Source organism: Caproicibacter fermentans, assembly GCF_009746625.1.
Taxonomy (GTDB): Bacteria; Bacillota; Clostridia; order Oscillospirales; family Acutalibacteraceae; genus Caproicibacter; species Caproicibacter fermentans.
In genome coordinates, this window is the sequence record NZ_VWXL01000020.1 from 1 (window position 1) to 21,259 (window position 21,259).

Annotated in this window: 17 protein-coding genes; all 17 read right to left on the bottom strand. The window is 50.1% G+C overall.

Going from position 1 to position 21,259, the window contains the following annotated elements; genetic code table 11:
- Positions 1-305: 305 nt before the first annotated feature.
- The 17 genes from nagA to iolG all read right to left on the bottom strand — a co-directional run bounded on the left by nagA (position 306) and on the right by iolG (position 21,128).
- Positions 306-1,433, bottom strand: a complete 1,128-nt coding sequence (nagA, locus tag CAFE_RS04145; protein ID WP_156989885.1) for an N-acetylglucosamine-6-phosphate deacetylase — start codon at positions 1,431-1,433, stop codon at positions 306-308.
- A 15-nt stretch (positions 1,434-1,448) separates the two neighbouring features.
- Positions 1,449-2,189: a glucosamine-6-phosphate deaminase gene (gene nagB / locus CAFE_RS04150; RefSeq protein ID WP_066648156.1), complete on the bottom strand. Its 741-nt coding sequence runs from the start codon at positions 2,187-2,189 to the stop codon at positions 1,449-1,451.
- 83 nt (positions 2,190-2,272) lie between these two features.
- Positions 2,273-3,028, bottom strand: a complete 756-nt coding sequence (locus CAFE_RS04155) for a response regulator transcription factor (RefSeq protein ID WP_156989886.1) — start codon at positions 3,026-3,028, stop codon at positions 2,273-2,275.
- Positions 3,029-3,057: 29 nt separating this feature from the next.
- The gene (locus CAFE_RS04160) at positions 3,058-3,954 is read right to left on the bottom strand and encodes a carbohydrate ABC transporter permease (RefSeq protein ID WP_156989887.1); all 897 of its coding nucleotides are present in this window, start codon (positions 3,952-3,954) and stop codon (positions 3,058-3,060) included.
- 82 nt (positions 3,955-4,036) lie between these two features.
- Positions 4,037-4,891 carry a carbohydrate ABC transporter permease gene (locus CAFE_RS04165; RefSeq protein ID WP_407926838.1) on the bottom strand — a complete coding sequence of 285 codons (855 nt, stop codon included), beginning with the start codon at positions 4,889-4,891 and terminating at the stop codon, positions 4,037-4,039.
- Positions 4,892-5,008: 117 nt separating this feature from the next.
- Positions 5,009-6,340 carry an ABC transporter substrate-binding protein gene (locus CAFE_RS04170; RefSeq protein WP_156989889.1) on the bottom strand — a complete coding sequence of 444 codons (1,332 nt, stop codon included), beginning with the start codon at positions 6,338-6,340 and terminating at the stop codon, positions 5,009-5,011.
- A gap of 105 nt (positions 6,341-6,445) precedes the next feature.
- Positions 6,446-8,188, bottom strand: coding sequence for a sensor histidine kinase (locus tag CAFE_RS04175; RefSeq protein WP_156989890.1), 1,743 nt, complete (start codon positions 8,186-8,188; stop codon positions 6,446-6,448).
- A 92-nt stretch (positions 8,189-8,280) separates the two neighbouring features.
- Positions 8,281-9,705 (bottom strand): phosphoglucomutase/phosphomannomutase family protein, encoded by a 1,425-nt coding sequence (locus CAFE_RS04180; RefSeq protein WP_156989891.1) that lies wholly within the window; start codon positions 9,703-9,705, stop codon positions 8,281-8,283.
- Positions 9,706-9,761: 56 nt separating this feature from the next.
- The gene (locus tag CAFE_RS04185; RefSeq protein ID WP_156989892.1) at positions 9,762-12,158 is read right to left on the bottom strand and encodes a GH36-type glycosyl hydrolase domain-containing protein; all 2,397 of its coding nucleotides are present in this window, start codon (positions 12,156-12,158) and stop codon (positions 9,762-9,764) included.
- A gap of 225 nt (positions 12,159-12,383) precedes the next feature.
- On the bottom strand, positions 12,384-13,535 hold the full coding sequence (locus CAFE_RS04190; RefSeq protein WP_066648170.1) for a LacI family DNA-binding transcriptional regulator: 1,152 nt from the start codon (positions 13,533-13,535) through the stop codon (positions 12,384-12,386).
- 23 nt (positions 13,536-13,558) lie between these two features.
- Entirely contained in the window at positions 13,559-14,620 is a 1,062-nt protein-coding gene (locus tag CAFE_RS04195) for a glycoside hydrolase family 130 protein (protein WP_156989893.1), read from the bottom strand.
- 85 nt (positions 14,621-14,705) lie between these two features.
- Entirely contained in the window at positions 14,706-15,566 is an 861-nt protein-coding gene (locus CAFE_RS04200; protein ID WP_066648174.1) for a carbohydrate ABC transporter permease, read from the bottom strand.
- The gene (locus CAFE_RS04205) at positions 15,563-16,492 is read right to left on the bottom strand and encodes a carbohydrate ABC transporter permease (RefSeq protein ID WP_156989894.1); all 930 of its coding nucleotides are present in this window, start codon (positions 16,490-16,492) and stop codon (positions 15,563-15,565) included. The genes CAFE_RS04200 and CAFE_RS04205 overlap by 4 nt, the downstream gene beginning before the upstream one ends.
- A 59-nt stretch (positions 16,493-16,551) precedes the next feature.
- Positions 16,552-17,835, bottom strand: a complete 1,284-nt coding sequence (locus CAFE_RS04210) for an ABC transporter substrate-binding protein (RefSeq protein WP_156989895.1) — start codon at positions 17,833-17,835, stop codon at positions 16,552-16,554.
- A gap of 20 nt (positions 17,836-17,855) precedes the next feature.
- Complete coding sequence (locus CAFE_RS04215; protein WP_066648187.1) at positions 17,856-18,791, bottom strand: DUF1861 family protein; 936 nt, start codon at positions 18,789-18,791, stop codon at positions 17,856-17,858.
- Between the two features lie 508 nt (positions 18,792-19,299).
- Positions 19,300-20,076, bottom strand: a complete 777-nt coding sequence (locus tag CAFE_RS04220; protein ID WP_066648189.1) for a 5-deoxy-glucuronate isomerase — start codon at positions 20,074-20,076, stop codon at positions 19,300-19,302.
- A gap of 41 nt (positions 20,077-20,117) precedes the next feature.
- Positions 20,118-21,128, bottom strand: a complete 1,011-nt coding sequence (gene iolG / locus CAFE_RS04225; protein ID WP_066648191.1) for an inositol 2-dehydrogenase — start codon at positions 21,126-21,128, stop codon at positions 20,118-20,120.
- Positions 21,129-21,259 lie beyond the last annotated feature (131 nt).

Genomic DNA, 21,259 nt, shown 5'->3' on the forward strand with positions numbered 1-21,259 from the left:
ATATTCGATATCCGTAAAAGTTTGTTGCTTTTTCATTTCTCTGCACCGCCTGTGAATTGATAGTTCTATTTTACCAGAGTTCTCCTCTCTTCGGTAGAGGGGCGGATTAAATCAGAGGTTCCTTAGATAAGGTTATCGTTCGCATTTGTTGCTGAAAACATTCATAATTTAATAAATTCCCGCCGGCATGCCGTTTCCCGAAAGAAAAGACGGCGGACCGGATTCTGTAAACCACCCGTAAAACCGGCAGTACAGAATCCGGCACCGTCTCAAATGAACTGAAAAAAAATTTTTGAAAACGTCGGCTAAAACACAAACTTGCCGCCCACCATCACTTTCCTGATGGTGAAATCCCGGTTCAGTACAACGAGGTCGGCAGATTTTCCTGTTTTAATACTGCCGATCCGGTCGTCCATCCCGATCGCGGCGGCAGGATTAATCGTCGCGGACTTTATGATCCGTCGGAGCGGCAGTCCGAACCGGACCAGATTCCTGATTTCATCCAAAAGGTTGGTGGTGGAACCCGCGATCGTGCCGTCAGCCAGTCTGGCTCTGCCGTCTTTCACGAAAACCTGCTGTCCGCCCAGGTCATAAAGGCCGTCCGCGAGTCCCGCCGCGCGAAGGGAATCGCTGACAATCACCGTTCTGTCTTCTCCCAGAAGGCGGAACGAAAGCCGCAGCACAGCCGGATGAATATGAACCCCGTCGCAAATGATTTCAGCCTTCACGTCAGAATTGTCGAAGACCGCCCCCACCGCGCCCGGCGTGCGGTGGTTGAGTCCGGTCATGGCATTATACAGATGGGTTACGTGCGTGATTCCCTGTTCAAAAGCGGCTTTGGCCCGGTCATAGTCCGCGTCGGTATGCGCCATAGATACCGTGCACAATTTTGCGGCATGTTCGATAAAGTCATCCGCGTTTTCCTGTTCCGGAGCAATATCGACAAGCTTGATGATGCCGCCGCAGTCCCGGAAAAGCTCCTCGAACTCCCTCCAGTCCGGCGTTCGCACGTAGCTTTCGTCCTGCGCGCCCTTTCTATGCGCGGAAATGTAGGGACCTTCCATATTAACCCCGCACACGCGCGCCCCCTCGACGGGATGTTCCATGCAGTCCCTGACGACGGAAAGCGCGGATCGGATTTGGGTCATCGCAACCGTCATCGTCGTGGGGCAAAATGACGTAACGCCCTTTGTAATCAGATGTTTTGCCATTGTTTCGATCGCCCCGCGAGTGCCGTCGCAGGTGTCGGCGCCCGCACAGCCGTGGATATGAATATCCACAAACCCCGGCGCAACAATGCAGCCGCTCAGATCGACGGTTTCTTCTCCGGAAAGGCAGGGCGCGATTTCAGCGATCCTGTCCTCATGAATGGAAAGATCGGTTTGAACCAGATCGAAATCCTGATTAAACACCTCTGCGTTTTTCAATAACATATGTTTTCTATCCTTTCACCGGCGTCTGCTGTGAACAGCCGACATTGCGTCCTGATCCGCAACCACCGTCACGTCCGGATGAAGCTGAAGAATCGAAGCCGGAATTCCAGGGGTCACCGGGCCAAACAGAGCCTTTTCAAGAATATCGGCCTTATTTGCGCCGCTGACCACCAAAAGGATTTTTTTCGCCTGCATGATCGCCTTGATTCCCATCGTAAGCGCATACCTCGGGACTTCCTCCATGCTCTGGAAAAAGCGGGAATTCGCCTGAATGGTTTCTTCCCTGAGCGCCGCCCGGTGCGTCATTTTGTCAAAGCTCTGGTCCGGCTCGTTAAATCCGATGTGACCGGTTTCCCCGACGCCGAGCAGCTGAAGGTCGATTCCTCCAAGCTCCGCGATATGCCTGTCATATTTTTTGCATTCCGTTTCAAAGTCTTCCGCCATCCCGTTTGGAACCGCCGTGTTTTCCGGTTTTATATTGACATGCCCGAAAAAGTTTTGATTCATATAATAGCGGTAGCTCTGCGGGTTTTCCGGAGAAAGCCCGCAGTACTCATCCAAATTTACACTGTGGATTTCCCCGAAATCGACGTCCCCTTTTTCGTACCAGTCAACCAGCTGACGATAAATGCCCAGCGGAGTCGACCCCGTCGCAAGACCCAGAACACTTCTCGGAAAGAGAATCACCTGCGCCGAAATGATGTTCGCGGCCTTGCGGCTCATCCCCTGATAATCCTTTGCCTCAATTAATTTCATCGTCCGATTTCCTTTCTTTTCCCAATTTTGTAGTCCGATTATCCTTTTTTATCATACCACACAAATGCAAAGCGGTTAAGCTTCTATTGATATGAATTTCGATATTCCAGCGGCGACATTTGAATTGTTTTTTTAAAGATTCTTGAAAAATGCGTGACATCGTTAAAACCCAGCATTTCGGAAATCTCATGGATTTTGAAAGAAGGATCTTTCAGAAGCTCTTTTGCCTTTTCAATCCTCGTATTGTTTAAAAGGCTGCTGAAGCTTTCCCCGGTGTACCGGTTCAGAAGTTTACTGAGATACCATGGACTGACATATGTTTTTTCGGTGAGCACGGTCAGGGTGAGCTTCTCCGCGTAATGCACCCGGATATACTCCACGGCGCTGCGGACGATCAGGTTCCCGGCGGGGCTCTCTTCCGGGCGTTCTTCGCCGATTCCCGCTTCGCGCGGAGAAGCAGTGTTTCCGCTGAGGTTTTTCGTCATAATCCGAAGGGCTTCCTCCAGCTCGTGCATCCTGGAGGGCTTCAGCAAAAAGCGGGTAACACCGAGGTTGATTGCCCTTTTTGCGTATTCAAAATCCCTGTAGCCGGTCAGCACCGTAATCTGCATCCGGGGGAATTCGCTTTTCAGTCCGGCAAGCATGGTAAGGCCGTCCATGTCCGGCATTTTGATATCGGTAAAAAGAATATCCGGGCGGTATTGTCTGACCGCGACCGCGCCCTGCCGCGCGTCCGACGCGGTCGCAACTACCTCGCAGTCAAACGCGGTCCAGTCGACAACCTTTTTCAGGCCCTCCACAATGATCGTTTCATCGTCGATCAAAATCACTTTGTACATCAAGCCGCCTCCGGTACGCAAAAAGATGTTCAGCCCTTGATGGCTCCAACGGTCAGTCCCCTGATAATATTCTTTTGTAAAATGACGTATACGGCCAAAACCGGCACCACGACCAGAACAACGGCCGCCGCCATCAGTCCGTAGTTGACGCCCGCAATCGAGGTGATCTCGCTCAGCAGACGGGTAATGGTAAAGGTATCCTTATACCGCAAAAAGAACATCTGGGTGAACAGGTCGTTATAGGACCATAGGAATGTAAATATAGCAACGGTAACAAAGGAAGGTTTTGCAATGGGAAGAATGATTTTAAAAAATATCTGATAAGTGCTGCAGCCTTCCAGGTAAGCCGCCTCCTCCAGGTCGATGGGCAGCGAGCGGATAAATCCGGTCAGAACAATCATGGCGAAGGAAAGATTCCCCGCTATCTGCGGCAGAATCACGCTGAGCTGGGAAAGAAACAGATGGTCGGTGTTGACGATGTGCCAGCTGAACATCATCCGAAACACCGGAATCACCGTTGAAAAAACAGGAAACATCATGCTGGCAATTACCAGGGAATACAAAATTCCCCTGCCCTTGAACTGGTAGCGAGCCATTCCGTAGGCCGCGAGTCCCGCCAGCAGAAGAACCGCGACGGTAACCGCAGTGGAAATCACCATGCTGTTCTTATAGGCGCTGAGGATATCCACTCTCTCAAAAGCGGTTTTATAATTATCCAGCGTAAAGCTGTTGCCAAACGGGATGGAAAAGGAATCGGAACGGATGAGTCCTTTCAGCCGGAACGAATTCAAAATCACCCAGAAAAACGGATAAATCGTTGTCAGAGCCCAAAATGAAAGAAGCAAATATAGAAACAGTTTTCCCGGGCCAAACCGCCTGCCCGGACTTTTTAATTTTGCTAAGGAAACAGAATCTGCTGTTTGCATCTGATGACCAATCCTTTCGCTGCGCATAAGGCAATGCGGTAATTCAAAAAAATCTCCGGACGGTATTTCTGTTGAATCATCGCTAATAATCCTTTTCTTTGAATATTTTGTTCGCAGCCTGTGCGATCACTACGCCGAGCACTACAATCACGATGGCGATTGCGGAACCGTAATCCACGTCTCCCATCGTAAAGGTCTGATGATACATATAGGTACCCGTCAGCCAGGACAGGTTCATGGGAATTCCCTCTCCCATCATAACCCAGGGAAGATCGAACACCTTCAGCGCCCCGGTAATTGCCAAAATTAGGCAGGTACAAAGAACATTGTGCAGCAGGGGCAGCGTGATATAGCGCACTTGCTGCAACTTTCCGGCTCCGTCAATCTCGGCGGCCTCGTAAAGCTCTTCGGAAATGTTGTTCAGCCCCGTGACAAGGATGACAAAATAGAAACCGACATACTGCCACATCACGGGCAGCGTCATGGTAAACAGAAAATGGGTTTCGTCCTTCCAGTCTATCACTTCGGTTGAGCCGAGCATTTGAAGCAGCTGGTTGACCATGCCCCCGTCGTAGAGAAAGATCAGATTAAAAAGCAGTCCCAGCGCAGTTGCGGAGATGACAATCGGAAAAAAGTACACGGTGCGGAAGAATTGGGTGCCCGCTCTGATATGGTCGACCATCAGCGCGAGAAGCAACGCGACGCCGACCTGAAAAATGATCGTCAATACCATCAGCAGCAGCGTATTTTTAACCGCTGTCGCCATCATGGGATCCTGAAACAGCTTTTTATAATTTTCGTACCACGGCTGATTCATCCCCGCCGCAGCGGTGCCAAGGCCGTCAATGCTGCAAAAGCTGTTGTAGACATTCATGACAAATGGATAGTAGAGAAACAGCCCCATAAACAGAAACGCGGGAACCAGAAAAATAACCAACGGCCCTTTCCTTCTGTAAACCATCGAAGTCATACCATCATCGCTTTCTTTAGAAAAACCGGAGAGACGACGCGCACTCTCCGGTTTTTTCTGTAATTTTCGGGAAACGGCCTTGTCTTAACCCTTGATTGCCAGGCTTTGGTCAATGACCTTGCCCGCGTCCTGCTTTCCGGCAACAATATCCTTGATTCCGGCAAACAGCGCGGTGCGGGCGGCCTGATTCAGATTATCCTGCGCGGCGGGCGCGAGCCCCGTTTTACCGTTGACCATCTGAAGAGCGGACTGAACAAGGGCGTCCGCGCCGTCCGGGGTAGGCATCGGTTTCTTGAGCGCGGTCACATTGGTCGCGCCGAATTTTGCGACCACATCGTCCGCAGTCATCGCCTCGACAAACTGAACGCATGCCTTTTGCTTGGCCGGGTCGCTCCATGCCTTTTTGGTAATATAATAGCCCATGGAGATTCCGCCGATGAGATCAGTCGCTTTTCTCTCATTTTCAGCAGGTACGTAGGTAACGGCAAAATCTTTAATGTCTTTCGCGTTCTGCTGGAACCAGCCGATCTTCCAGGAACCGTCAATGGCAAACGCGGCTTTGTCGTCCGCCATCAGCTGAAACGTCTCCGCGTCGGTGGCAGTCAATGTATTTTTCGGGAAATATCCTTTTTCATAAAGGGTTTTCATGTCGTTCATCCCGTCAACCCATGCTTTTCCGCGCTCATCCGTGGAGGACGCGGGAACCTTGGCGTGGGTTGCAATAGTGTCGTGGTTAAAAATCGTGTATTCAAACCAATAATGCGGAACCTCCTGAAGCGAGCATGCGATCGGCGTATACCCCTTCGCCTTGATGGCTTCGCAGTCTTTCAGAAACTGATCCCATGTGTAATTGGAATCCGGAACGGAAACGCCGCAGTCCGAGAGAACCTTTTTGTTAACGTACAACCCTTCCCAGTATCCGTTGACCGGAACGGAATAATTCTTGCCGTCAACCGGGGAAGCGCCCAGAAGCTCGTCTTTCATATTGCCGGCATACTCCGGATACGTTTGGCGGATCTCGTCCACGCCGACAACTTTTCCGCCCTGAACCAGCTTGTTGGAGTCGACGCCGTTGAAGTAAAAGAGAACGTCCGGCTCCGCGCCGGTTTCAAAGTCGGCCATGATTTTTGCTTTCCACTCTTCGTTGGATGTGCCGGAGGCGTCTTTCACCGTATTGCCGGTCGCCTTTTCGTAATCCTTTACCGCGGCTTCATAGTTGCCGCGGTTGCCGTCGTCACCGCCGTACGAGGTGACAACCGTGATTTCTACCGGCTGAGCGGCCGCGGAGGAAACCTGCGCGGATTGCGCGGAAGCGGCCTGGGACGACGCCGCGGGCTGAGAAGAGTTTTGGCAGCCGAACATCGTGCCGCACAGGGATACGGCAAGCACGAGCGCTGCTGCTTTTTTGATTTTCATAATGAAACCTCCCTATTTTTGATAGCGCCAGAACCATTCTTTCGCTTTTTATGATACTCTTCTCCGAATTAAATAATAATAGACAGACTTGTGATTTCTTGCATATTATTGTTTGCTTTGTACATTTGCAATAACAATTCTCGCCAAAGTATGGTCTTTGCTGTTCATAATAATAGTCAGCCCACTGCCGTCCCCAAAAATTATTTTCAATCGCTGATTTACATTTCGAATTCCAATGTTGCAGGAACTTTCATTTTCAAGGCTGCCGTTCCCGGAAAGAAGCTCTTCGATTTTTGCGCGGTCCTCCGGTGAAAGCGCGCTGTCGTTTTCGACTTCCAGAATCAAAGCGTTGTCTTCATAAAAGGCCCTGATCTGAATTTCCCCCTTCTGCCGCTGCTGGATTCCATGCTCCACAGCGTTTTCCAGCACCGGCTGGAGAATCAGGCGCGGAACGTATTCGTCCACGGCGGACGGGTCGACCTCCTTTTGCACGGTAAGCCTTTTGCCGAACCGCTCGGAAATAATGTACAGATAAGCGTCCGCGTACATCATCTCCTCAGAAAGATGAACCATAGGTTTCCCTCTGCGGTCTATGGCGGCGTCAAGCATGGTGGACAGCGCTTCGATCATTCTGGAAACCTTTACATTGTCCGCCAGTCTTGCCTCCCAGTTGATGATTTCGAGCGTATTGTTCAGAAAATGCGGATTGATCTGCGACTGCAGCGCCTTGATCCGTGCGTCGCGCAGCGCAAGCTCTTCTTTATAGATGCGTTCAAACTGGTACTTCAGCTTATATGACATGCTGTTGAACGAATTTGCAAGATATTGAAATTCGGAACTGTGAAACCGGTCGTTGATCTGAATACCGAATTCGCCGTCTTCAATCGCCCGGTTCCGGTCCATCAGACGTTTGACCGGCGCAGTGATATTCCGCGTAAAAAACCAGACAACCATAGCCAGAAGCGGCACGGCGAAAATCAGAATTTCAATCAGCATATTTTTGAATCCGGACAATTCCCTCGCGAGCGGAGCGCTGTTCACGCCAATTACATAGGAAAACCGGTAATCCTGTCCCGGATTCATTCCGAAAACATACGATCGGTTCCCCGAATTCCTGTAAAAGAGTCCCTTCTGCGCCAGACTGATTCCCAGTGATTCCGGCGCGAGCTCTTCTCCCTTCAAAACCACTTTGGTGGAATTGAGCCAAAGAGAAGCGTCGGTTTCCCACGCCACATTCGCAATGCTGCCGAACATGGTTTTCGGATTGAGCTGCATGGTCAGGACCGCGTAGGTTCTATAATTGTCATCCACAATGTTTCTCACCATATAAACGCTGCCCTGAACGTTCAGAAAGCCGACGTTTGTGCCCAAGGTCCGGGAAAGGTTCCGGACCATGCTGTGAACCTTTTCCTGGTATTTCAGCACTCCCGAATAAGTTTCATGGTAGGTGTAATAAACCCGGTCCGGTTTGTCGCAGAAGTATAGCATGGTCAATAAAAAGCTGTCGTCATACTTGTACTGCTTCGAAAGAAATTCCGTAATTTTGTCGTACAGGGCCATGGCGTCCTGTGTTTTTAAATAGTCCCGGTAAGCGCTTTGTACCGAACCGTTGTAAGAGGCATAGCGGGACGCCGAAATGGCCGAATCGATCTGATTCAGCGTAATTTTTACGGAATTGTTCGCGGATGCGGTAATGGTATTTGAAATCTGCCGGTCGATTCCTCTGTATATGTAATAACCCGCGGCGCCGCCGAAAATCGCCACGGGCAAAATCCAGCAAGCCATCACGATACCGATCAGTTCCCACTTCAGGGAAAAAGCCCCGCGCCGGTTTGTTTTTTTTCTCATACTTCGCCCCGTTTCTGCGGATGGCCAGGTATTTCCAACGGATTCATTCTTTGTAGATTATAACACCCAGGGCGGAAAAAGGACAGCCGATTTTAGCTGTCCTGCCCAAGAGAAAGATAATTTTTCAAAATGTTCCCGACGTTCTCCGCGTCTTCCAGCGTCGGCATTTCACAAAAGACGCGAAGAAGCGGCTCCGTTCCCGAAAACCGGGCGATCACCCAGCCTCCGTTTTTAAAATACACCTTGCAGCCGTCCAGGTAGGAGACCTTTTCGATCAAGAAAGGGAATTCCGGCAGCAGCTTATCCCTTAATAAGATTTTGGTGACACGCTCTTTTTCCTGCTGCCCGAACCGATAATCGGATTCGATCATCTCGCAGGTGCCGTACCGGTCGGTAATCTCCCGATAGATTTCCGAGAGTTTCCGGCCCGTGACGGCAATCATTTCGACCAGCAGGGACGCCGCGTAAATACCGTCCTTCCCCTGAATATGCCCCCGAACGGTAAGCCCGCCGGACGACTCGCCGCCGATAATCGCATTCGTTTCCGCCATTTTGGCGGAAACATATTTAAAGCCGACGGGAACTTCATAGCAGACTTCGCGGAAATCCTCCGCAATCCGGTCCACCATATGGGTTGTCGCAAGGTTGCGAACCGCCGCGCCGTGCCATCCCTTGTATTTCATCAGATAGTAGTAGAGCAGCACAAGAATTTTGTTGGGATGCAGGAAATTTCCCTGATCGTCTATCACGCCGAGCCTGTCGGCGTCGCCGTCGGTCGCGATTCCCAGGCCGCAGTGTTTTTCCTTTACATAACTGATTAATCCCGTCAGCGTCTTGTCGTTCGGGGCGGGAAGCCTCCCGCCAAACAGCGCGTCATGCCGCTCATGAATGACATCCACATCGCACCGGGCGGTCATCAGAATCATTTGAAGAGCCGTCCTGCTGACGCCGTACATCGGGTCAAGCACTACCTTTAGTCCCGCACTGCGGATGGCCCCCATGTTGACGGACCGGATGATGCTGTCGATATACTGATTCATTGGGTCAATGAGCTGAATCGCTCCGTTTGCCAGACCCTCTTCAAACGGTACTGTTTTAATTTCAGACTCATCGGTATTCAGAACATACCGTTCCAGCTCGCTTGTCAGCAGCTCGTCCGCGTCCCGGCCGCCATCCATAAACACCTTGATTCCGTTGTAAACGGCCGGATTGTGGCTGGCGGTAATCGTCATCCCGTAAGGAAGCCCCTCCTGCTGCACGGTAAACATGACAAGCGGAGTCGGCGATTCCCGGTGAATCACGCGGCAGGGAATGCCCCGCCCCGCCATGGCCTCCGCCGCCCAGCATGCCGCCGTGTCGGAGAGAAAACGCCGGTCGTATCCGATCACAAAGCCTTTTTCGGTCCTCCCCTCATCCGTCATCTTTTTCGCGATGGCGGTTGTCAAAAGCTGAACGTTTGATTTCGTAAAATCCTCGCCGATGACCGCACGCCAGCCGCCAGTGCCAAACTTAATCATATCTACCCCCGCGATTCTTCGCGCGCAAGGCCCCCCACGCGCGGCAGTTTTATTTTTTAGCCCAGCACGGCAAGAACCTTATGCCGAGAGCCGGCCTGCTGTGCAGGTATGCCGTCCGCGACGGCGCTGCCGTCAAGCTCCAGTCTTTTGACCCCTTTGCAGACATGATCCGGATTTTCTACATGAATCTCATAAACGGCGCCGCGCCAAGCGCGCACAACATCGAACTCCGCCCAATCTTTCGGAATACAGGGATCAATCGTGAGGCGGTCAAAATCGGGCCGCACGCCAAGCAGATAATGCGTGGCGGCATAATAGGCCCACCCCGCGGACCCGGTCATAAAGGGATGCCTGGCCCGGCCGAACGCCGGATGGTCCTTCCCCATGACAAACTGGCAGTAGGAATACGGTTCGGACTGTCTGATTTCGATTTTCTCATTCTGATCATACGGCAGAAGGGCATTGTAGAATTTCATTGCCCGATCTCCCCGGCCAAGTCTCGCTTCCGCGCACCAGGCCCATGGATTCGGATGGCTGAAAATCGATCCGTTTTCCTTAACGCCCGGATAAACCCGCGTCACAAACCCGATTTCGTCGTCCGGTTTTGTGTAGGACGGCGCGTTCAGCATCAACCCGTAAGGGGTGTAAAGATATCTGTCAACCGAATCCATGGCCAGCATACCGCGCTCCCCGTCGGCAACGCCGGAGAAAACCGCCCAGGCGTTGGATTCCAGATGAACCTTCCCCTCCCGGTCGGAACAGGTGCCGATTTTCCTGCCGCTTTCCGTGATGCCGCGGATGTACCATTTTCCGTCCCACAGATGATCGTTGCAGGCATCCTTCACCGCCTTCGCCATAACGGCGTATGTTTCCGCTTCCTGTGTTTTTCCTACAAAACGGGAAAGCTGAATAAACCCGTCGAGCGCCCAGAAATGCAGGAACGAGACCATGGCGCTTTCCCCTCCGCCAAGGTTCAAGCAGTCGTTCCAGTCCGCCCGAAGCCCTTTGCAAATTCCGTCCGGCCCAATTTCGCGGCCGGAAAAATCAAGAATGCGCTTCATATGCTCATAGACGGTTCCGTCCCCGCCGTCGGCATAACTCACCGTTTCATTCAGCAGAGAAATCTCGCCGGTTTCCTTAATATATTCGACGATCGACCCAACCAGCCAGAGCGCGTCGTCGGAGCAGGCGTCCTTGATTCCGTGGACGATCTCGGACCGGTCCGGCGTTGGAATCATGGTTGGTGATTGAAAGCTCTGCCGTTCTCCCTTCCGCTCCGGGTCAAACCATTCCGGCTGGAACAGATGAAGCCCGTAACCCTCGGACGTAAGCCCCCTCAGCAGCTGCATCAGGCGCTGCCTGCACTTTTGAGGGTTCGAGTGCGGAACCGCCATGGCGTCCTGCGAGGTATCCCGGAACCCAAGGCCGGTTCTGCCGCCTACCTCGATGAAAGAGGCGAAGCGCGAGAACATGATATTAACTTCCGCCTGATACAGATTCCAGATATTCAGAGATGTATCCATTCCTGGATTCGGCGTTTGAACCTGAAAACGAGTCAGCTTGTCGTCCCAGAATTTCGCAAGGTCGGCAAACGCACGGTCGATATTTTCCGGGTTTGCATATTTTTTTCGGTACGGCGCGGCAGCCGCTCGTTTTCCCTCCCCCAGAAAAAAGGCAACGCGTGTTTTTTCTCCGGGCGAAAGCGTCAGCTTTTTCTGAAGAACGGCGCAGTGGTTGCCCGTTGTTCCGCAGCTGCCGAAGCATTCCCCGCGCTCCACCGCCTGCGGATTTCGCTCATCGCGGTAACTGCCGAGGAATCTGTCTCTCAAACAGTCAAAGCCGTCGGGCTCAAAGCTGGAGGCAAACCACTGATAGCCTTGTTCCTCATAATGGAGATCATATTCGATCACGCCGTCCTCATAATCGGAACCCGCGGCATACAGACTCATCTGAAAATTCTGGTTATCCATGTCGATCTGATGAAATGAAAATTCCAGATAGGAAAACACGCTGAGTCTTCTTGGCCGTTCCGAGTCATTTTCCAGAACGACATCCCAGATTTCGACCGGTTCATTCAGAGGAATCAAAATCGTTTGGGCAGCTCTGATTTTCTGATAATCGCAAAGGAATTTGGAATAGGACAGTCCGTGCCTGCAGGTATATTTCGCGCGGTTCAAATCCATGCCCACCGGCTGCCAGGAAATGCTCCAGTATTTCCCCGTGTCGTCGTCGCGCAGATAAACGCAGTGGCCCGGGCTTTCCATCGGAGCATTCGGGCGAAAGCGCGTAATCCTGTGATATTGAGGCGATTGATAGAAGGAATACCCGCCCGCCGTCTGGTTCAACACGGCGCACATGTCGTTGACGCCGATATAATTTGTCCAGGAAACCGGCGTATCGACACGGTCGACGATATATTCCCTGTTTTGGTTGTCAAAATATCCGTACCGCATGAACATTCTCCTTCCGGACGGTTCTGACCCCATTATAAGACTCCCGGAAAACGGAATGAATAGCAGATGTTGCGATTAATTGCATATTTTTGTGTAGCTTTTTAGAATAACGCGCGGCGGAAGCTTCACGTCTGTTTTGTCCGACAAAAATAGCTGCCCTGAAAATTTCCAGGCAGCCTACAATGGCACAGTGAATGAAGCCTACCTCAAAGAGGTGAGCTTGATTTATGTTTGACCCCACGGGATGCCCCTTTCGTTCAGGTCAAAGAAATCATGTTTTTGAGAGTCGCAATTCTGTATTGCGATAGAAACCGAATCAATTCCGCCTGAATCAATTTTTTTCATTTGTTTATTGATGCTGTCACGTTCAACGATCTCCACATCCAGAAGAATGTTTTCCCGCGGTTCATCCCGGTGGCTCATTCGCCAGATCAGCCTCTGCACGGATACCTGTCCCATAAATTCCTTGTGAACGTTCACGGTAGTCAGTCTGGGGGAAATCGCATTGGACAACGCCGTATTGTCGAAACCGACGACCGCAATATCCTCCGGGATACAGTACCCCAGCCGCCGCAACGCGAGAATCAACTGACCCGCGGCATCGTCGTTGGAACAGACAAATGCTTGCGGCAGCCGCCGGATACTTTTCACTTGACTCACTATTTTGCCAACATCATGCTCAATGACAGATTGCTCGACATCCTCAAGGACAGAATATGCCAGCACATATCTGCTGACATCGGGATAGCCAAAAACAGATGGCAGTCTGTGGATCGCCTCCTGATACCCGAAAAAGCGTTCTTTGATGCTCATGGAGTAATTTAAGTCGCCGAAAAATCCGATTTTCCGATAACCGCTGTCGATCAGCAAACGGGTTACACGGTAGCTGCCCAGCTTATTATTGGAAAGGATACAGTCGATCGATTCCGCCATGGAATTGTGGTCGACAACAACAATCGGCAGGCCTTGTTTCTTTAATTCAGTCAAATACTCGTCGCTGATCTGTCCAATCGAGATCAGTCCGCAGGCACGGCCTTCCTTTACACAATCCGGCACGCTGATCAGCTCGTCCGTAAAATTAATCAGGATTTCGTAACCGTTTCTTTTTGCCTCCGCTTCAACCCCTAAAAGTACCTTGGAATAAAAATCCGAATTTCTGAAATACTGCGTCTTAATTAAAATACAGATGTTTTTGTTTGCCAGAGCCTTTTTGTATCGTGTCTTCTCTGAAAAGTACCCTAGTTCTTCCGCCTTATTAATAATCAAATTTCTTGTCTCTTTGCCCACCCCCGTTTTGTCGTTTAGCGCTAAAGATACCGCGTTAACCGACAGGTTCAATTCCTTTGCAATGTCTTTCATGGTAATCCGCTGTTTCAATTTGAATCACTCATTTCAAATCGTCATAACTTTAAAGACCGGTAAATTTCCTCCAAAGTGAAATCAACTCGGCATATTTTGTCGTCCGCCGCCCCATAGTACAGTACAATTTTATTACTATTTTGATAACAGCCGCAGGTAAAAACAGCATCGCCAAAGAAGCCGCTTGTTTCATAACCGATTTCCGGCTCAAAAACTGGATTTTCCGTTCGGGCCAGAATTTTTTCCGGATGATTTGCTTCAAGCAGCATGGCGCCGATACAATAACGATTATTTTCATCGGCCGCATGGTAAAACTCAATCCAGCCCTTTTCCGTGCGGAACGGAACCGCCCCGCCGCCGATTCGCCCGCTTTCCCATCTGTTTCCGGATACGCTGCAAAAATGCCGCTGATTTCCCCAGTGAATCATGTCCGGGGATTCGCAAATCCACATTTCCGGTGTGCCGAACGCCTCGCTGACCGGACGGTTCAGCGCATAAAACAAGTCTCCGAATTTTTCTGGAAAAATGACAACATCTTTATTTTCAGGCGCAAAAATGACTCCGCAGTGCTTAAAATCAACAAAATTTTTCGTGCTCAACAGGGCGGTGGCGGGCCCCTGCGGGCTGACTGCCGTATAGTTTATGTAATAAGTGTCTCCTACCCGGGTAACCCTCGGGTCCTCCATCCCCCAGCTCTCTTCTTTTAATACCGGCTGAACCATCGGGGAGTCGCTTACCGTAAAATTGATTCCGTCTCTGGAACGCGCCAGACGCAGATGGGAAAAGGACGTCAGATAGACTGTTTTTATCCCATGCGGTGTTTTTTGCCTGACTGATCGTGAATCGGAAAAATCCCATTCCGGGTGCTCAGCCTTCACCACCTCCACAACATTCATCGCCATATTGGAACCGTTTTGAACCATGATTGGAATTTTTACACTTTGGCTGGTAAAGCCTGCCGATTCGGAAACCCGGCAAACCAATAGTATTTCATCCTGATACTGGCAGACACCGCAGTTAAAGATTCCCTCCACACGGAGGCCCTCCCTGCTTGGTTTAACATCTTCGATCGTGATTAGCGGATTTCTGATACATCTTTTCATGAAGCAATCTCCAATATATGTAATATGATGCCGAGGTACACCCGTGCCTGCCCAGACGGCGCGAATCCTTAGGGCGAATCAGGAATCACCCCTTGATTCCTGAAAAACTGATTCCTTCCACAAAGTATTTCTGAGCTGCAAAGAAAATGACCAAGACCGGAATTAATGTTAGTACGGAAGCCGCCATCAAAGGTCCCCACTCAACTTTCGTCATACCGTTGAACATGGCAAGCCCTAACTGCAGTGTGAACTTTTTGCTGTCGTTCAGATAAATCAGCGGGCCCATCAGGTCATTCCATGAACCTTGAAAGGAAAAAATCGCCACCGTAATCAACGCCGGTTTCGAAATCGGTAAGTATATTTTTACAAACACGGAAAACTTGTTTGCCCCGTCGATCATTGCGGCTTCCATCAATTCGTCCGACTGAGACATAAAAAACTGCCTGAGCAGAAAGATAAACACGGCTTGCCCGCCAAAAAAAGCCGGAACCGTTAACGGTAAAAACGTATTCACCCACCCAAGGCGGGTAAACATCTGAAAGACAGGAATCAGCATCACTTCCGACGGCAGCATAATGGTTGACAGCAGAAGAAGGAACCAAATGTTTTTTCCCGGAAAATTAAATTTCGCAAAACCAAATGCAACAAACGCTGAAACAAACACCTCCGCCACAAGGCGTGTAACCGATATGATCGTAGAATTCAAAAAATACTGCATGAAAGGGATGTCCTGCAGGGCCTTCCCATAATTTTCAATGTGAAATCCGTCGGGCAGCCACTGCGGCGGAACCTCAAAGATCACGTTTCCCGATTTCAGGGAAGTTGATATCATCCAGAAAAGGGGTAAAATACACACAATGGAAGCCAAAGTCAACACAACGTAAAGCACTGAATTCTGAATCAGGAGCTTTTTTGACTTGCTTAAAGATCTGCGTTGGACTGTCAATACAATCCCCCCTCTTTTCCGTGCGGGGCACGTTTTGATTTCTTTTTGCCTTTTTCAATCTCCGCATTGTAGAATACCCACAGGTTGGAAGATTTAAAAACCAGAAGCGAAAGGACCAGAATGATCAGAAACAGGATCCACGCCATGGCGGTAGCATAACCCATCTTGAAATAGTTGAATGCGTTTTGATATAAATAAACCATGTAGAACCTTCCCTGATTCCCGGCGCCGCCAATAATGTAAGCGTCGCTGAACTTACGGAACGCGCCGACAATTCCCATAATCAGGTTGTAAAATATGACGGGCGTCAGCATCGGCACGGTTATTTTGACGAATTTTTCGAACCAGCCGGCACCATCAAGGTCTGCGGCCTCATAGAGGGATCTCGGAACATCCTGGAGGCCCGCGAGATAGGTCAGAATTCCTCCTCCGGCACCCCAAAGCGCGATCAATATGTAAGACGGCAATACCCAGTTAGGGTTCGACAGCCAGCCGGGCCCCTGAATGCCAATTCTGGCCAAAAGCATATTCAGCAGCCCCATGTCCTTGTCAAGAATCCATCTCCACAATAACGCGATCGACACACCGGACACAACAGCCGGCAAATATAAAATGGTACGAAACAGGTACACGCCCCTGATTTTGCAGTTGAGAAGCGCCGCCAAAGACAGCGAGGCCGCGATACCGAGCGGCACCGCGAAAATCGCGTACCAAACGGTCAGGGACAGCGAACTTAAAAAATCTTCGTCATGGAACAAATCGATATAATTCTGGAATCCAACAAAATTTGGTGCCGTAATGGAATTTGAATCGGTAAATCCCAGGTACAACGCCTGAAACAGCGGGATTACCGTAAAAACGATAAACCCAATTACCCAAGGCGCCACAAAGAAAAATCCAGCGTTTCGGCTCAGAGCCTTTTTCATTACATTTCCTCCGATATAAAACACTAAGCTGATATTGAAACCAGCTTAGTGTATAGAAATCACTTGCCTGTAATCGTTTTGATTTTCGCCGCCGCGTCTTTCGCGGCCTGCTCCGGCGTCTTCTTGCCGTTAATCAAAGGAGTATAAAGCTCATCGCCGATCGCGGTATCTATTTCGGTTTCTTTTTCCTGATTATTGAATCCTCTGGCATATTGCGAGGATTTCTTGATGACGTCGAGCGCATATTCTTTTTCCGGCATATTTTTGGGAATCATATCAAAACCGTCCTGAATCGGCGGCACCACCTTCCACTGGAATGTCGCGTTCGTAAGATCAACCAGAGCTTCGTATGCCGCATCAGGATTTTTGGTTTGCGAAGATATGACGGTGGAAGCAATCCAGCTGAACGTGACTTTTTTGTCTCCGTGCGGTATTTCGGCCATTCCGACTTTGAATTTATTGCCAACCTGCTTTTCAAGGTCGTCGCCGGCACCGCCGAAGAACATGGCTACTTTTCCGGTCTTGAACAAATCTGCATCGCCCATATTCTGTGCTTGCTCCTGCGTTGGGGAGACATTGTCCCGCAAAATTTTATTTAACTCCGTCAGGCCCTTGATTGACTCACGGGAATCGATCAGGATTTTTCCGTCCTTGTCAACCGTTTCGCCGCCGTATGCCCAGATCCAAGTCTGTACCGGAGGCCAGCCGTCGATTACCGTGCCCCACTGCGTTATTTTTCCGCTTGAGTCTACCTTAGTCAGCTTTTTCGCCGCAGTCCGGAAATCTTCCCATGACCAGTTCCCGCTGGGTAAATCCACGCCGGCGGATTTTAGCAGGTCTTCATTGTAGTACATCACAACCGGCTGACTGATCCATGGAAGCCCGTACAGTTTATCCTTGTATTTCGCCGTATTCAGCGGCCCGTCAAAATAATTGTTTAAATTGACTTTCGAATCCTGCGTGGCCTTGTCCTTGATGTCCATCAGAACGCCCAGCTTCGCGTACATCGGTATGTATTCCTGCGAAAGCCACATTAAATCCGGCGCCTGCTTTGCGGAAATCATCGCTTGAATTTTTGTATAATAGTTCGCCGGTATGCTTTGAATGGTCAGGGTATAATCCTTGGAATTTGCATTCAATTTATCGACAATCGCCTGCATCTGCTTTAACTCATCGGCTCCGGCCCAGGTGGAAACCGTCAATTTTGCTTTTTCAGTTGATTGGCCCGATGTTGTGCTGCCCGTCGAGGCACCGCCTGTTGACGAAGCGCATCCGGATATCGACCCTGCCGCGATGGCGGCCGTGATGAAAACCGCTGTTATCTTCCGCCAGATTTTTTTCATTTTAAATCCTCCTAATCATTTCATATTTTCTCCCATTTCAAAAATGGGTCCAATATTGTAATACAGTGCGCCTCCGTATCGCCAACGCCGCAGTACAGCACCGCCGTTCCGTTTTTCTGCCTGACAAGCCCTCCGGCAAACACGACATCTTTTAAATCATTTCTCTTGCTGGGACCGTTTTCAAAATTTTTTCGAACCGCAATAATTTTCATGGGCGAGTGACTCCCGCTCTCGGGGTCAAGCAAAAAACAGGTTGAATAATAATGGCGGTTACCCTCCGGATCAAAATTTGCAATGTGGGACAGAACACCGATTTTCCCATTTTTCAGCAGATGAAGCTGATTTGTACCGCCCCACTCCTCCTTTGCAAACTGATCCTCAAAGATTCGAGCGGAGGAAATGGACCGGTCATTCAAGTCGTCCAGCGAACGGATCACCGTAAAACCGATTTTTCCCCTGCCCGCTTCCGCCCCCTGCGGCCTTGTCGTAATCAAAATTTTTCCGTTTGGCAGCTCCAGCAAACGGATATCCTTCATATGTTCCGGCCCACAGGCAAACCTCTGAAGCTGAAACGGAGCTGTTTCGCGGTAAAACACGGTTCGATATGTAAGTGTGCTTACCTGATTTCGATAAACTTCCACACCTCCGATTATCATTTTCCCGCCGATCATGCAGAAAAATGGATCCTGCAAATGGTCCAGCGGCTGATATTGTTCATCCAAAGTCCATATTCCGGCGTTCCTGCGCAGGAATATAATACTGGAATCTTCGCTGTCCCTGAATTCCGCTCTTCCCAGAAGTAATTCCCTTCCATTGTAGAAAAAAGGTGAGGAAATGTTATAAACATCCCGCTTATCTTTTCCTTTTAACCGAATCGGAAGCTTTGTATTGGCAAATTGCAGCTGGCGATAAGGAAATTCTTTTAAAAGCTGTTGGCATGTCCGCATTGTAGTCATTATGATCTCTCCCCATGGAATCGGATTTCGCAATTTGGTCAACCGCTTTTCAGGCCGCGGTAAAGCATGAAATATAGACAAATTTGTATTTTACTGCTCTCTTCTATTACCACTTTAGACAACTTATCACTTGAATTCAACTATAATTTACTTTAATTTTATGATTAGAGGGTATTTCAAGGCAAAGTTGAGTCAGTTTGCCTATGTGTTGAAAACTTATCTTTATAAACGGTCAGGCACGCAGTGCTAGCCCCGCCGTAACGCAACGCAAAAATTCAATTCAGAAACTACTCTTTCTGAAGACAAAACAAACTGTTTTCAGCCTTCACAGCTTATTCAGATTGAACCCAGGTCACAATTTGTTTCACAATTAAACAAAAAATCGGGGCTTCCAATACCTTTTGGTATGGTTGCTCCGACTTTTTATTTGGTCTGTTTTGCAACAAGCTTTTTATTATGCCATAAGACAAGCTGTTCACCAAAATTTTTCAGGTCAGCCCTTTTTCTTTTACGGCTCATTGAGGAGCCATTCGTGCGCAGGATCAAAAATACGATCCGTCCATGGGTTTCCGTCGAAATGGCGGATCATCCAGACATAATACATCGGATATCCGGGTGCGTTTACCTGGGGATGGGTCTGGCCGCCTGGAATCAAACAGAAGCTGCCATCCTGAATCCGGCAGACCTCCCGCCCGATGAAGCAGGCCCCGAAACCCTGCGGCCTTTCAAACCGGTAGTAATAAACCTCCGGCTGAGGATGCCGGTGCGGCGGATAGCTGGACCAGCCGCCCTGCGGGACAATAATCTCGCCCATTACCATATTGGAATAGGGCGCAGTATGGTAATCGAAAAAAGTCCGTACGGTCCGCTGTGCTTTTCCCTCAAACTGATTTTTGCCAAACGTCTCCTCCGCGCAGTTTGCAGGCGTATAAAATCTGCTGCCGAAGGTCTGATCGTTTTCCGTGCTTTGCACCAGCAGCTCGCTGCTTTCGCGGGCCGTCACCTTTACCGGAACGTCACGGCAGACATGCAGGCAGTACGCCCCTTCTTTCATAAAGCCGCCGCGTCTGGCCGGTTCGCATTTTCCCTGCCGTTCAAAAATCACGCTGCCCTGCACCAGCAGGAGCGCCGTTTCCTCTTTCGGATGATGAAAGGTAATCGTCCGGCCTCGTTCGATCTGATATACAGTAATGTTCATCATGGAATCGGCATAGAGTCCCTTCGTTTCCGTCAGGATTTTCTTACCCTGCCTGTCGAATTCCGGATAACCGAAAATCTCGCTCATTCAAAAACCTCCCTAAATAATGAAGCATCTCAAAAACGGAGTCAGAATCTGATCTCGGAGAGCTTTACGGGACGATGCTCCGCCATGGACCGATTAGCTGCCACTGCGATGAGCACAGCCTGCAGTCCGTCGTTGGCGGAAACGGGAACCGGTTCGTCATCCCGAATGGCGTTCAGAAATTCACCGATTTCGGCTGCATAGGCGTTCATGTACCGCTCCAGAAAGAAATGCAGAGGCTTTTCGGCGGTCACACCATTCGCCGTGCTGACAACGGCGTTGGACGGCAGGTCGTTTTCAACCGCGACCTGACCCATGGAACCGAATACTTCAGCACGCTGATCATAGCCGTAAACAGCCCTTCGAGAGTTGTCTATGACCGCCAGCGCTCCGTTTGACAGCCTCATAGTCACAATGGCGGTATCCACGTCACCTGCCCTTCCGATCTCCGGATCGACCAGCACGGCGGCGTTGACGTAAACCTCTTTTACGTCGCTCGCGGTCAGATAGCGTACCATATCGAAATCGTGAATCATCATATCCATGAACAGGCCGCCGGAAACCCTGACGTATGAGATCGGCGGGCAGTCGGGATCCCTGGATGTGATTTTGACAATATGGATATCCCCCACCCGGCCGTCGGCCACAGCCTGACGCACCGCATGAAAGTTATGGTCGAAACGGCGGTTGAAGCCCACCTGGTATTTTACGGGATGTTTTTCCAACTCCTGCATTACCGCTTTGATCTCCGAAAGATCGTGCGAAATCGGTTTTTCACAGAAAACATGTTTGCCTGAGCGAATCGCCTCTATGGAAATCGGAGCGTGGGTCTGCGTGGAAGAGCAGATCAGAACAGCGTCAACCGAAGGATCCCTCAGAATCTCATGGTAATCGTCAAGGACGGGGATTTCCATGCTCTTTGCCCATGCTCTGGAATCCCCGGTCCAGCAAGGATCCGCCATGGCGGCAACCTCCGCGCCCTTCAGGTGATTCGCGATGCTTTCGCCGTGTACCTTACCGATTCTTCCCGCTCCAATAATACCGACCTTCATCATTTTATGTACCTCCTCATTTTCCTCGAATTTCAAGACTTTCCTCATGGGGACGGCGGAACTTCCGATGCCTGTTTAAGGCAAGGCATCGCCTTGCCCTTTTTTGATTGATCCGGTAAATTCCGATCAAACCG